Genomic DNA, 13,508 nt, shown 5'->3' with positions numbered 1-13,508 from the left:
AACTGCCCGTTAGGAAGGAAATAGCCGATGCGTTTTGAGACGAAGGCGATCCACTGCGGCCGAGGTGTCGACGCGTCCACGGGGGCCGTATCCATGCCGCTGCACACCAGCACCACGTTCGAACGAGGCGCCAACGGGTCATTTCCGTCCGGCTTCGAATACACAAGGGATGGAAATCCGACACGCAATGCGTTCGAGGCGGCCATGGCGACGCTTGAGGGAGGGGGAGACGGCATCGCCTTCGCTTCGGGCATGGCCGCAATCGCTGCAGTTTTCGAGAGCCATCCGTCGGCGGGTCGGATCGTTCTGCCGGATGACATGTATTTCGGCATTCGTTCGCTGATCGAAGAGACCGACATTGGGTCTCGCTTCGACTTTGCCCCCGTCGACATGCGCGATTTGGACGCTTTGCGCGCCGCGGTGACATCGAAGCGGACTGGCCTCGTCTGGGTCGAGACGCCGTCAAACCCGATGATCCGCGTTGTCGACATTGCGGCCATCTGCGCAATCGCGCACGAGGCAGACGCGTTGGCGGTGGTGGACAATACGTGGGCCACCCCAGTGCTTCAACTGCCACTCGAAATCGGGGCAGACGCGGTGATGCACTCGGCGACAAAGTACATTGGCGGCCACTCGGATTTGATGGCCGGTGTCGTCATTGTCCCAAACGCGTCACCCCTCGGTCGCCCATTGCGGATGGTCCAGAAACACAAGGGCAGCGTCGCAGCGCCCTTCGACTGTTGGCTGGCGTTGCGGGGCCTGCAGACATTGCCGGTCCGCATGCGCGCCCATTGCGAAGGCGCCCAGAAAGTGGCCGAGGCCCTGGCGTCTCATCCGCGCGTCGAAAAAGTGCTCTTTCCTGGTTTGCAAACTGATCCGGGACACGATCTTGCTACGCGGCAAATGAGCCATTACGGAGCGATGCTATCCTTTATCGTCGAGGGCGGAGCCGATGCTGCAATGGCCGTGGCCGGCCGCCTGAAGATTGTTGTCCGGGCGACAAGCCTTGGCGGGACGCATTCTCTGATAGAGCATCGCGCATCCGTTGAAGGTGCGAAGTCCAAAGCGCCAGGCGGATTGCTGCGAATTTCTGTAGGGCTTGAACATCCTCAGGACATTATAGATGACCTGATGCAGGCCCTAGGCGAAACCTGCAAAGCGGGAGTCCAATGACGGGTGCAAGAACTCTGGCGCCGCTTTACGTGACGGCTGGCGCAGCCGACGATCGGCAGAACAATGTTCCTGCTGAGTAGAACGCACGTCCTCTGGTGAACCGCTACCGCCGTGCCGCATTGTCTCGGGCGTGGTGGTCGCCTGGGTGATGAACGTCTTCGGGTTTCCGGACGATGGCCACGCGCTCGACCGGATAGCGGAAATACCCAGATTTGCCGTTGACCTACTGCTTGCTCGACCTCGTCGGAGATCGCGGTCAACAGATGGGATGGATGTGCTGGCACTACGGCAGTTTGACAAGCCGGCCATCGGGGCGCTAGCACCGTCCAAAGCCAAGAGTCGCAGGGCAGAACTGACCGCACCCAGCGGGCTGCGGGACCCATCAGCTAACAGCCAGGTTGGTACCTCAAGGCGCATCGGCACCATGGATGTCACATTGTCCTTGTTGCGAGCGCGATTTCGGAACTTCGTTGTGACGCAGTCTGTGCACAGAGCGCACCGCTGTAAGCAAATGAGCGGACGAACGACACCCAGTGGAGGAGAGAAGTGATGCGGCGTCAAGATCCTCCGCGCTTTGCGGCAAACACACTGATCCCTCTTCACAACCCGGTCTTTCGTTCTATCTGGACAGCCACGCAGATATCCAGCCTTGGCTGGCTGGTGCAGAGCGTGGCTATAAGCTGGCTCATGGCGACGATTTCAGCCTCCGATCTAATGGTTGCGCTCGTACAGGCTGCATCGACACTGCCCGCGTTCTTCTTGTCGATCCTTGCTGGAGCCATTGCAGACAGCTTCAGCCGCCGCGGCGTGATGCTTGCCGGACACTGCCTTATCGCACTGGCATCCACAGCGCTGGCACTCGCTGTGGGACTGGGCTTTGTTAGTCCATGGCTGATCCTGGGACTGAGTTTCTTGGCCGGATGCGGCTTTGCCTTGAACGATCCAGCATGGCACGCGTCGGTAGGCGATATCCTGGAAAAGCGCGACATACCCGCCGCAGTGACGCTGATGTCGGTGGGCTACAACGTGGTTCGGAGCATAGGACCGGCGCTGGGCGGTGTAATCTTAGCTTTGCTAGGCCCCCTTACGGCTTTCGCCCTCGCTGCGCTGAGTGACCTGGTCCCGTTGAGCGCTGTTCTGCGCTCAAAGTGGCAAGTTCGCTTTTCGCCTCTTCCGCGCGAGCGGATGACTACGGCCATTCATGATGGCATGCGATTCACGGCAATATCCTCAGAGATCAGAGTGGCGATTGTGCGTGCAACCCTATTCGGGCTGTCAAGCATCTCGATCCTTGCTCTGCTCCCCCTCCTGGTTCGCGACCAGCTGGCGGGAGGGCCAATTGTTTACGGGGTGCTATTGGCTGGCTTCGGCACAGGCGCCTTCATAGCCGGCATTGGCAGCAGCTACTTGAGACGCATTACGTCCCAGAACCGATTGATCACGCTCGCATCCGTTGCTTGCGCAACGTGTTGCCTTTTGATGGCCCTCACATCGTCGGTGGCTGTGGCGGCGATCGCGCTTGCAATCGGTGGCGCTGGCTGGGTTGTCACCTGGACCGGAACCGACGTGTGTGTGCAGTTGGCAAGCCCAAGGTGGGTCGTTGGTCGGACCCTGTCCATCTATTACGCCCTGACCTACGGCGGCATGGCAGCGGGCAGCTGGATCTGGGGTGCTGTCGCGCAGTACTATTCGCTGACGTGGGCTTTGGAAGGTGCTGCAGCGGCACTGTTGCTGGTCGCGGCTGTGGGAAAGCTATTGCCAGTGCGGCTATGGGAGGAATCGGATCAAGCGGCCGTCGACTTCAGGCCACCAGAACTGGCCCTCCCTTTGAAGCCCAGGAGCGGTCCGATCGTGATCAAGGTGGAGTACTCGATACCCGAGGAGAGTATCGATGAATTTCTGAGCTGCATGCGCGAAAGGCGGCGCGTTCAGAGCCGCGCCGGTGCGCGGGACTGGACCCTCCAGCGCGACCTTCAGAAGTCGACGCTTTGGACCGAGACATTCCGCACGCCGACATGGACGGACTATCTTCGTCTAAACCATCGGCTGACGGTGAATGACAGGGAGGTAGGCGAGCGCCTTGCCGCTCTGCACATGGGTGATTCTCCGCCTCGCATCTCACTTTCAATCGAGCGGTCGACAAGCCCCGCCCCCGGCAGCCAAGTCCAGCCTGTGCCTTTTGTATCGCGCCCGTGAGATAACCAAGACTTGTCTGGGCTTGGACACGGAACGAGCTACTCCTTGATTTGTCGAGCCTGCCCGGATTGCAAATCGTTCCGGCCGGTTAGGCGAGCATGAGGATTCGCGCGGCAATTATGTCAATCACGGGTCCCATGTTCAGCCCGCCCCCCCTCTGCCGCCAGATCGGCTTGAGCACGGATTCAGGTCGCCCGTCCTTTGCATAGCGGCGGGCAACGAATAGCAAGGGGGCGGAGGGTATCCCCGTCTGCGAAGCGGGCAGAGGAGGAATCCGCAAGGCGGGTTGCTGGGGAGAGGGGTCGCGCGCCTCTTTCCGCCTCACTTAGAAAACGTGCGGCCAAGCACGTTCATGTCGGCCGTGGGCGGCCGCAACAATCCTACAAGGCGCAAGCGTCGTCACATATTAAGCGTAGCCGCGCGACAACCATCCGTGGTCACGCGCAATCCTGCGAATTGTCAAGCGGAGACAACGATCGCGGCACCAAGCAAAGTGGCGAACCCGATTCTGCTCGGGAGATCCCAAAGCTCTCCGAACCCTATTAGATCCATGAAGCGAAACACGGCGCCCTGAAGCAGGTAAAGCAGCAGTGTGCTCTGACCAAGCTCCACCGCAACAAAGCGAGCTACGCGAGTTGAATGGCCAACTCTCCAGCATAGGAACATAAGCTGCATTGTGACTGCAGAAGTTGCTACGGAGCCAATGAACATCAGCAACACTTGTCTCGCCGACTCTCCATCGTAGATCGAAACGAGATTGTTGTAGACGTAAGTCTCCCTTCCCCAAACAAGAAAGCACACTCACGGCGTGCCGAGCAGCTTGGCCAAGGAGCCGCACTGGGGCCTCCGGAGTGAGTGTTATTGCTCAAGCAGCCACGTCGGCGCGGCCTAAAATCTTCGATGAGCGCGTCAGGAGAGCGTCGATCTCCACATTTCTTCCAGGAGATCGTTCCCACATCATCATGGCCACGGCTCTAACGGGCTGGTGCCCTCCCTTTCCCGTTTTTGTCTCGACGCTCGGTTGCGCCGCCCGCCGGGGCAAGGCAAAAAAATCGTCGAGGCTGAGCCCCCACTGCGGCTTCGGCGAAATATTCATCCACGGGTTCGCATCACCGCGGGAGCGGGCGAGTTCGTCGATAGGAGTGCGGATGGAAGTAGGCGATGCACATCGTCACCAGCGGCTCAGATTGTGTGAGGTCCACGGCTCGCTGGTTTCCGCCGACGACGGCGCGGACGGCATCGGTATGCGCAGAGCGGGTCCGTCGGCTTGGCGTCAGTTTCGGGGCAAGGGGCTATTGCTGGTCGCGCGGCGCTGAGTTGGGCGGAAGGATCGACGGCGCAACCCGGGGCTCCCGCGCGACGAGCAGGTTTTTTTCCCGGTCTGACCTGGCCTCGACTCCAGATGTCGCGATGACCGACGTGGCCGGCGCGATTGAACGGGTCTCATGCTCAAAGCTGCCTCGGTGCCCAGTAGCGGCACCGCATGACCCACCCGGCGCTGCTCGAAGTAAACCGCGGCCAGCCAACATCCGAAGGTGCGCCAGACCCGATGTCGCGGCGGCCTGATGGCTCCGGCGCCGTGCCGCGGCAGAAAGCTGCCGATCTCGTCTGGCATGGTCGCTGACCGCATCGTCACCCGGGCCATCGCAGCGACTTTTCTCCGTTACAAAGTCCCCGCGGGACGGACTGCCAGTTCACGCCAGGGCCAACAGCACCCGCAGGGGCGACCGCCGCGTCTGCCGGTCCTGCGAGTAGAATAAGATCGGGAAGTGCGGCTTCATCCTCGATGCCAGAGCTCGCTTCGCCGTACCGCGGCCGCCATAGCCCCTTGAGCTATCACGAGTCAGCCCACCTTTCTAGCTGGCAGCCATCGGGAGCCGATCCGCAACCACAGGGCGGCACCTGTCGGCCCGGCTTCCGTGTCAACGCAGAACATGATGCATATTCCCAGCGCTTTTTGACAGAGCGAACTACAAAATGCAGAACACTGACTCTCCGCCAAATGAATGCTGCGAGCAAGCAGCAGGCGGAGGAACTCCGTCTGGGCTGAGTACCTGTTTCAACGTGAACAAATAAATTGTAGCCAGTTCACGAAACGCCAGGCCCGCTCCTCTGCCGTCCGATCGTCCAGGAAATCCCCTCGGCGCGCACCACGCCAGACACCTCCTTGCCGATATGATGCTCAAGCACCGGCCGCCAGGGCACCAGCGTGAACTCGCGCGATTTCTCGATGACAGCGTATTTTCCGCCGGCGAGCTCGACGCAGCGGCGCAGCGTACCGTCTATTCGATTGCCATGCTGCGCTTCAGAATACGAGAGCCCGAGTTCGTCCGAGAGCTGACTGGCAACACGGTTCAGCTCTCGTTGGCGCAGCATTGAAAGCATGTTGGCGCGATAGATGACCCGATCCTGCGCATCACGGGCAAGACCTTGCGCGATCAGCCACTGCTGTCGGCGGGCCTGGACCTGACGTACTTCTCGACCGAAGCCAGAGTCGCGCAAGGACTCAGGGTGGGCTGATACCAGCTCCTGGTCGATCCAGGTGGCGCCGTCAAAGCCTACTTGGCTCTCCAGCGGCATTGATGAGAGCTTGTCGACGACAACAGGCTGGGCCCTCGCTCGTTGACGCTCGTAATCCGCGACGCGGTTGAGATGGTCGGGCGCGACTGTCCATGTGCCGTCCGGCTCGCGCTCGACGCCACCGGTCGCACGGCGGATCGCCTCCAGTCGCCGCACGTGCGTTTCGGCAAAGCGTTCGGTGGCCGAGGGGTCATGCTTGAGATGGATATCGATGCTGTAGCGCCCGTCGTTGACCGTGGCGATGCCGGCAATTGTGCGGTCGACTTTTCTTGGCCCGGTGTCCCTCGGCCTGATCCGCACTATGCAGCCTTCTGGTGTCGGTTGGGTGGCCTCGCCTTTGCCGATATCAAAATAGTGGCTTTTGCCGTCCACGCCGTCGACGACGAGGTAATGGCGGTCAGTGATTTCGTCGGCCAGCCCGCGCCCGACGACACGTCCGACCACGGTTTGGGCCGACCCGTCGGATCGATCGTGGATAAGATAGTCGGCGGCACTGCGGACGAGCCCCTTGCCGGTCAGCTCGCGATGGATGGTCTTGACAATGTCGCCGCGCTCGCCGATGCGGCGTAGCGTGGCTTCGAGATCATCCTCCAGGCGCCAGCGACCCGAAGGCATCTCCTCGGCGAGGCCCATCCGCTCGAGCTTGCGCAGGCGGCCCTGGTGCAGCGCCTGGCGAAAGGTGTCTCGGCTGGCTGGTGAGACATGCCCCTCGTCGCGCATGCGCATCAGCTGCCGGTCGATGCTGGTGAAGCGTTCCTGCTCCATCTCCTGGCGCAAGCGCTGCTCGATCTCGCGGTCGGTGCGCGGGCCAAGGTCGAGGCTAACCAGTTCGGCTGCGCGCTCGCGCAGGCCAGAGGAGATGTAGTCCCGCGCGATGACGAGGTTTTCGCCGTGATCGTCCCTGCCGCGCACGATGATGTGGGTGTGAGGATGGCCGGTGTTGAAATGGTCGACGGCCACCCAGTCTAGCCTGGTGCCGAGGTCTTCTTCCATTTGCGCCATGAGGCGCCGGGTGAGCAGCTTCAGGTCATCATACTCGATACCGTCTTCAGGGGCGACGATGAAGCGGAACTGATGACGGTCACCGTTCGCGCGATCGAGAAAGGCCCTGCCGTCCGCGTGGTCTTTGTCGGCAGCGTAGAGCTCGCCACGCTCGCCTTCCCGGGTGACGCCGTCGCGCTGGAGGTAGCGGAGGTGCGCACGAGCTCCGTCGACTCCCTTGCCGGCCAGCTTGACGATGCGTGCCTTGACGACTGCGCGCCGCTGCCGAAACGCCGCGTGGCGGTCGCGTGCTCTAAGAACGGCGGCAGCAGCCCCGCCGCGCCCCACCCGGCTTCCGATGAAACGGCTGCCGCGTCCGCTCCTGCCGCCTGCTCGGCTGACCGCGGCCTGGACCTGGCCAGCGTAGCGTTTGCCCGCCTTCGAGCCGCGCGAGCCAATTTTGCCGAGCCTCGGCGTGAATTCGTCATCCTGCATGCGGCCTCCGATGAACCAGCAGCAAAATCAGAGGCTTGCGCGCCAGACCCTCCTGGACCCGCAGGCAACCTCCCGGGAAAACGATGTGCAGACAAACACTTCGCCGCCTCAGGAGGCGATGCCTTTATCTTGCCTTCCGCGGACCTGCCTCCCTGCCCCCCGCCCGAACCGCGGTAGCCGCTGCCCTCACCTGCGATCCGGCCGGCCTGACCTTGCTCGCTCCGATCCGAGCGGCACCAGGAGGTGGCCATTCGGGCCGGTCACGGAAACACCGTTTCGGAGGAAAAACAGCGACTGCCCGGAAGGGATTCCCGGCGCGCTTTTGGAACGGGATTTGTCGGTGAGCGCGTCCATATCGGCGGCCGAAATGCCCGCCGCCTTGACCTCTTCCAGATACGAAACCGTCTCGCTGGGCAGTGGCCGCCCACGCTGCAAATGCTGTTCGTAGCGCTCCGGCCCGGCGTTATAGGCTGCAAACAGGCCTGGAAATCCGAAGCGGTCATACATGGCGCGCAGATAGGCAGTGCCTGCCAGAATGTTGTCGCGAGGGTCGTGCGGGGCGGCTCCCAGGCCAAGCTCTGCGCGCAACTCCTCGTAGGTGCCTGGCATCACCTGCATCAGGCCAATGGCACCGGCGGTCGACGTGACCGGCCGTCCATTGAGCCTTGTCTGCCCCCGGCTTTCGGCATCCATGACGGCATAAATCCAAGTCTGTGGAATGCTGAAACGCCGGCTTGCTTCGGCTACGAAGGGCTGCCATCTTGCAAGCTGCGGACTATGGGAGATGACGACCGGCTTCGTGTTGGTCGCCGCGGAACAGGAGCATGGTGCGAGAGACACCATGCCCAGCATCAGGAGGGTCACTCGGTCCATAGCGGCACGAGCCTCCCGATGATATTTTCGGTCGGCACCGGCCCGAAATAGCGGCTGTCGAACGAGCGATTTTTGTCGCTGCCGAGTAGGAAAACCTCGGCAGCGGCGAGCTTTCGGCAGGCATTCCACCAAGGCAGCGGACGGTGCTGCGTGTCGGTTGCAAGCCGGCGCGCGACAATCTCGCCGCCGATGATGATGGCGTCGCCGAAGGCGCAGACATGCTCGCCAGCCAGCGCGGCAAGGTGCTTGACCAGCGGCACGTTGCTGGGCAGATAGAAGCGTTCGGCGGCCAGATCGACGACCGGTTTTGGCGGGCGGACGAGTACGAGATCACCAAGAGCCGGCGATCCGGACGCGACGCGATAGAGGCCGACCGGCGCACTCGCCGAGGCGTTCCAGACCAGCCAGGGCGATGGTTTGCCGAAGGCGGCGAAGCCGATCAGGGCAAGGCCCATCGTGGCCATGGCGATCGTCTTGCGCGCCCGAATGCGCCGCAGATGGCTGCCGATCAGATGGATGGTGGGACGCCGGCTCATGAGCGGCCTCCCTCGCCGGCCGAGCCGGAATCGTGCCCGCCGTCCTCGGGCCCGGTCTCCTGCGCGTGCCCCTTCGACCAATCGTCGAGTTCGTCGATGTGATAGCGGACATAGCGGCCGTGCTTGCGGAATTGCGGGCCGCCGCCTTTGAGGCGCATCTTCTCCAGCGTGCGCTGGGACAGCCCGATATAGAAGGCCGCCTGCGCGGTATTGAGAAACGGACTGCCCTTCTTGGCGCGGGCTGCGCGTTCGTTTTCGTCGTCCATGATGATCCTCGTTTCGCTACGGACAAGCCAAGGCGAGGATCGGCGAGCGAGATCGTTTTGGGGACGGGCGAAGAGTGGGGGGCGAGTTTTCGCCGCCCCCTTCGGCGGCCTCACGGGTCCTGAGAGAGGACCCCGCGCCGGTGGCGGCGCGGGGCTTTCCGGATCGGCCGGTTAGTCGACCGGGTTCCAGATGATGGCGTAAGTGTCGTCGTCATCCTGGCCGGCGGCGCGGCCGAGATTGGCGTAGAGCTTGCGGGGGCCAAACTCGGGGGCGGCAATCGACAGGCTCACATAGTCCTTGCCGGAGGTCTCGCCGGTGCGGATCCAGCCCGCACCCACTTCGACCCCTTGCGTCAGCACCCGGAAGTCGGGATGGGTGTCGGCGCTCTTTGCCTGATTGGGCACGATATCGATGTCGGCGCGGACGCTGAGCGTCTTGAGCTGGCCCTTGTAGCCGCCGTTTTCCTGTTTGGTGACGTATCCGATCGCGGTCATTTCCAGTCTCCTCTTGGTGCTCGCAAGGGACCATTCCCCTGCGATGGCGGACCGTGATGGGCGCGTCCGGACCGCCGGAACCGGGACGGCCGCAGCGATAGCGGAGGACCCGCGCGGGCAGCTTTTTTGAAGCGAAGCGGCGCGAGGAAGCCGCCGCAGGCGGCGGGGAAAAAAGCTGCCGGCGAGGGTTTCGGGCGGGCCTGATCCGCCCATAGGTCGACAAGCCAGCCGCAGGGAATGGTCCCCGAGACACAATGGAGACAGGTGGCGCGATCGGTGACACAAGAAGCCGGCCGCAATGCAGAGCGCCGGCTGCGCGGGCTCTGTCGGCAACCGGATCGGACAATTGGCCCCATGGGCCTTTGGCGCCTCAGCAAGCAACCCGGCGCGGTGCGGGGCTGCCGAAATGGGGCGAACTGGCGTCGGAATTTCTCGCGCGCGGCACTGGCTCGACAAGACGCCCAATAGGCAGCCGGCGTGGCCCGTAGCGGCGCGCGCGACCTGAGCGGCGGTAATCGAGAGAACCGCCGCTCGGGCCCTGATCGACTATTCGCGCACGAACAGCGGCTGCACTTGTGTCCACTGATCGGCGGTGCGGAGCCGCTGCGGCTGGTGTAGCTTTCGGCCGGGAATTTCATCCAGCGCGGCAGCCAGGTCTCGACCCAGGGGCGGCCATTCTCGCCCGCCAGGAAGTCGCGGATGATGTTCTTTTGCGTCTTGACCTTCTCGGCGACATTGCCGTCCGCGACCAGCTTGCCGCCGACGTCGGCCAGCATCGAATTGGCGATTTCCTTGTCGCGCAAGAGGTCGAAGAAGGCATCGTCCGGTTGCCACCATATGCCCATGTCGACGTTCAGGTGGTTGCCGAGCGCCTCGACGACGGCGCTGCCGGCTGCAAGCGTCTCGGCCATGACAAGGGTGAGAACGCGCATGACATCGTCGTCGCAGAGCGCCAAGAGGCGCGCGAACACGCCGGCGATAGCAACGGCGTCGCCATTGCCGCCGGCGACCAAGCTATCCTCATCCGGTGATCCGAGCAGGGCCAATACCTCGCGCCGCTTTTTGCCGAATGCGGCTTCAGCCTTGCAGCCGGCAAGGCTGGCAGTCACCGTCTCGTTGGCTGCGCGCTGCGGCTCAGGCCGCACCTGCCACAGGCCCGAACCGGTGATGGCGTGCGCCACCACGAGGCGCAGCGCCACGGCGGGATGGTCGAGCATGGCCGCGGGCGGCATGGCGATGCAGATCGATATAGTTGTGCATCGGGCCGGTGACTTCGGGGCGCGGCAGCTTGGCGGCTGTTTCTTCTTGCTCGCCGCCCTCGCGGGCGCGGCGGGCTTCCTTGCGTGACAGCCAGCCCTCGTGACACTCGACCTCGCCGCGATGCGAGACAGTGATGACGATCTTGCCGCCCTTCTTCTTCGGGGTCTTCTCGTGGTCCATGCGTGGAAATACTGGCCCGGTTCCAGCGCACAACCTCGCTCCAGCCCTCGTTGAGATAGGTGTCGCGTTTGGTGGCAATCGCTTCGTTCTGCTTTTGCCAGAACAGGTCGGCATCGGCGAAATAGCTGTCGTCGCCGAACAGGTCCGAGGTGATCAGGCCGGGATACTCCTCGATGGCAAACAGTGCCACCTTGGTGGAAATCGACTGGCCGCCGAACAGCCATTGCTTCAATTGATAGCCACGCGGCGCGTATTGATCGGGATCGGCACAGAGTGCCAGCCAGTCCTTCTGCTGCGCCTTGGAAGACATGGTGAGATGGCGCACCGGCTCGGTGTCGATCTCCTCGCGCCGATAGGCTTCGCGGATTTTGGGCAAGAGGTCGCCAAGCGCCAGAATGCGTTTGACCTTGAGATCAGTGATGCCGAAGGTCACAGCGATGTCGAGAACGGTGCGGCCTTGCCTGACAAGCCGCGAAACGTCTCCCATTGCCATACTTCGTCAGGATCGAGGCGGGCGAGGTTTTCGATCAGGAAGCTTCGAGCGCATCGGCGTCGTCACCGTCCTCCATGATGGCGCAGGGCAAGGGATCGCCTTCACCGCGCTCGTCGGCAAGCGATTTCGCGGCGAAATAGCGCCGCCTGCCGGGTTGTCCCCGCCGCGGAGGCCGAAGGCCGACGCGGCGGGACGGTTTTTGCGCCTATCGGCGCTGCTGTTCCGCCGTGTCGGGCGGAAGCTCGGAATGGGGCTTTGATAGGGCGTCTGCTGCCTGCCGCAGCAGTCGCTCGGCCCGGTGACGTGGCCGCAAAATGCGGGCGGCTTCGGCATGGACGGAGATCGGAAAGCGCGCCTGGAAATGCAGGTCGCGCTCTATGCCGAGGCCAAGCGGCCCTTTTACGGATGCAAGCTCGGCCAGACTGACGCTGCCAAGTTCGGGGAAGCCGAAGCCGAGATCGCAAAGACCGAACAGCGTGTCGCCATCGGCGTCGAGTTCGCTCAGAAGCGAGGTCGCGGCACCTGTCGGATCCAACAGTTTCACAACGGGAAAATGGTCGATGTCGGCGCCGGCGGCGCCATGGGCGAGCAGTCGTGCGCGCAGTGGATTGGTGATCAGTATCATGGAAAGACTCCTTGTCAGAACGGGTCGCGTTGACTTCTTGCGTCCGGCGGGAGAAAGGTTCACCGGACCTTCCTCTGATCCGCCTCCCCATTAGAGACCGACCTCGAGCAGCTTTGCGCCGCGCGCGGACACATCGGCGCGTCCATCAGGAGGGTTTGCCCGCGTGGTGATCGGCTGGACGCCGGGGAATGAGCGTCTGCTCCTTTGCGGCGTCGGCTCGGTCGCGGTCAGTTGAGGTCGCGCATCGTCATGCCGCAATGCCTTCTTGCGCCTCGCCTTCCGCATCGGCCGGAAGGCCAAACAGGAAATCAGCGGCCTTCGAAGCTAGGCTGGCGGCACGGAATATAGCGCGGTTGTCCTCGCGCAGCACCTTCAGCCATGAGCCGATGTAATCGGCGTGACGCACGGTCGGCTCGATGCCGAGATTGCTGCAGACGAAGGCGGCAGTGATTTCGGCGACCAATTCTTCACGCGCGTAGGCCTTGGAGCCGAACGAGCCGGAGAGGTCGCGAGCAAGCCGCGTCGGGTGGCCGGTCCAGTGGCCTAGCTCGTGAAAGCAGGTCCGGTAATAGTCGATCTGCTGATGGAACGCTGGCTGCGGCGGCACCTGAATGTGGTCGCTGCACGGCATGTAGAAAGCGCGATCGCCGCCGACCCTGAAATCCGCACCGCTGGCGAGAATGAGCGTCTCGGCCTGCGGCACGATCTCGCACTGTGGCAGCGGCTCGGCAGGGGCATGGAGGTGTTCCGGAAGATTGTCGCATTGCGCGACATTGAAGACGGTAAAGCGCTTCAGAAAAGGCACGGCCTGTGGTGCATCGCCCTCGTGGCGTGCGCGCTCCTTCTCGTTCTTTGGGACAAAGCGGTCGGCATGCACGATCGTCGTGCCGCGCTCGCCCTTCCTGACATTGCCGCCCAGGGCAAGCGCCTGCCGGAAGGTCAGCCAATTCTGGCTGGGATAGCTGCGCTCGATGACGGCGCCCCACAGGATAAGGATATTGATGCCGGAATAGGTGCGCCCCGTGGACGCATTCCTCGGCGGGCCGAGGCCTGCTTTTGCGCTGCCCCATGGCTTGACCCATGGCACGGTGCCGCGCTCCAGCTCGGCAATGATGCGGTCGGTGATCTCCTGATAGAGGCTTGCGCCTGGGCGCCTGCCCTTGCCTGCGCCAGCCTCTCCGCTGGTGGTACGCTTGCTGTTTGCACGCATGTGTTATCCTCCGCTCGCCAATCGCCGCGCCTTTCCCCGGAAGCGGGGTGGGCGGCGAGTCGCGACCGGAAAGGCCCGCCGTGGTAGGCGGACCGCATCCGAAGGACCGGAACGAAGAGGAGGACCCTGAGCGGCACGCGAAGGG

At 63.1% G+C, this 13,508-nt stretch carries 11 protein-coding genes and 1 pseudogene; 2 read left to right on the top strand and 10 right to left on the bottom strand.

The window, feature by feature from the left end; translation table 11 throughout:
• The first annotated feature begins 27 nt into the window (after positions 1–27).
• Positions 28–1,173 (top strand): trans-sulfuration enzyme family protein, encoded by a 1,146-nt coding sequence (locus NKI96_RS26710; RefSeq protein WP_023685532.1) that lies wholly within the window; start codon positions 28–30, stop codon positions 1,171–1,173.
• Positions 1,174–1,722: 549 nt separating this feature from the next.
• Positions 1,723–3,369, top strand: a complete 1,647-nt coding sequence (locus NKI96_RS26705) for an MFS transporter (RefSeq protein WP_023704122.1) — start codon at positions 1,723–1,725, stop codon at positions 3,367–3,369.
• Between the two features lie 406 nt (positions 3,370–3,775).
• On the opposite strand, the pseudogene NKI96_RS26700 reads toward NKI96_RS26705, so the two are convergent.
• The 10 genes and pseudogenes from NKI96_RS26700 to NKI96_RS26650 form a co-directional block, all read right to left on the bottom strand.
• Positions 3,776–4,170, bottom strand: a pseudogene (locus NKI96_RS26700) (nodulation factor fucose acetyltransferase NolL); the annotation flags it as partial.
• 1,287 nt (positions 4,171–5,457) lie between these two features.
• Complete coding sequence (rlxS, locus tag NKI96_RS26690; protein ID WP_023724133.1) at positions 5,458–7,425, bottom strand: relaxase/mobilization nuclease RlxS; 1,968 nt, start codon at positions 7,423–7,425, stop codon at positions 5,458–5,460.
• A 186-nt stretch (positions 7,426–7,611) separates the two neighbouring features.
• A complete protein-coding gene (locus NKI96_RS26685; protein ID WP_348524588.1) occupies positions 7,612–8,268 on the bottom strand; it encodes a lytic transglycosylase domain-containing protein in 657 nt (218 codons plus the stop codon).
• Positions 8,269–8,285: 17 nt separating this feature from the next.
• Positions 8,286–8,834, bottom strand: coding sequence for a S26 family signal peptidase (locus tag NKI96_RS26680; RefSeq protein WP_023708048.1), 549 nt, complete (start codon positions 8,832–8,834; stop codon positions 8,286–8,288).
• Positions 8,831–9,100 carry a helix-turn-helix transcriptional regulator gene (locus NKI96_RS26675; RefSeq protein WP_023672373.1) on the bottom strand — a complete coding sequence of 90 codons (270 nt, stop codon included), beginning with the start codon at positions 9,098–9,100 and terminating at the stop codon, positions 8,831–8,833. The genes NKI96_RS26680 and NKI96_RS26675 overlap by 4 nt, the downstream gene beginning before the upstream one ends.
• Positions 9,101–9,271: 171 nt before the next feature.
• Entirely contained in the window at positions 9,272–9,595 is a 324-nt protein-coding gene (locus tag NKI96_RS26670) for a DUF736 domain-containing protein (protein ID WP_023672372.1), read from the bottom strand.
• Positions 9,592–10,641: a hypothetical protein gene (locus NKI96_RS26665; RefSeq protein WP_352806982.1), complete on the bottom strand. Its 1,050-nt coding sequence runs from the start codon at positions 10,639–10,641 to the stop codon at positions 9,592–9,594. Before NKI96_RS26665 ends, NKI96_RS26670 begins: the two co-directional genes overlap by 4 nt.
• A 59-nt stretch (positions 10,642–10,700) precedes the next feature.
• The gene (locus tag NKI96_RS26660) at positions 10,701–11,468 is read right to left on the bottom strand and encodes a hypothetical protein (protein ID WP_352806980.1); all 768 of its coding nucleotides are present in this window, start codon (positions 11,466–11,468) and stop codon (positions 10,701–10,703) included.
• A 265-nt stretch (positions 11,469–11,733) separates the two neighbouring features.
• On the bottom strand, positions 11,734–12,153 hold the full coding sequence (locus NKI96_RS26655) for a DUF2958 domain-containing protein (protein WP_023724610.1): 420 nt from the start codon (positions 12,151–12,153) through the stop codon (positions 11,734–11,736).
• 247 nt (positions 12,154–12,400) lie between these two features.
• Entirely contained in the window at positions 12,401–13,363 is a 963-nt protein-coding gene (locus NKI96_RS26650; RefSeq protein WP_352806977.1) for an ArdC family protein, read from the bottom strand.
• Positions 13,364–13,508: the final 145 nt, after the last annotated feature.

It is taken from the genome of Mesorhizobium sp. M0292 (genome assembly GCF_040321695.1).
Lineage (GTDB): Bacteria > Pseudomonadota > Alphaproteobacteria > Rhizobiales > Rhizobiaceae > Mesorhizobium.
The sequence above is the reverse complement of the archived record's forward strand: the minus strand, read 5'-3'. Positions and strand labels throughout refer to the sequence as shown.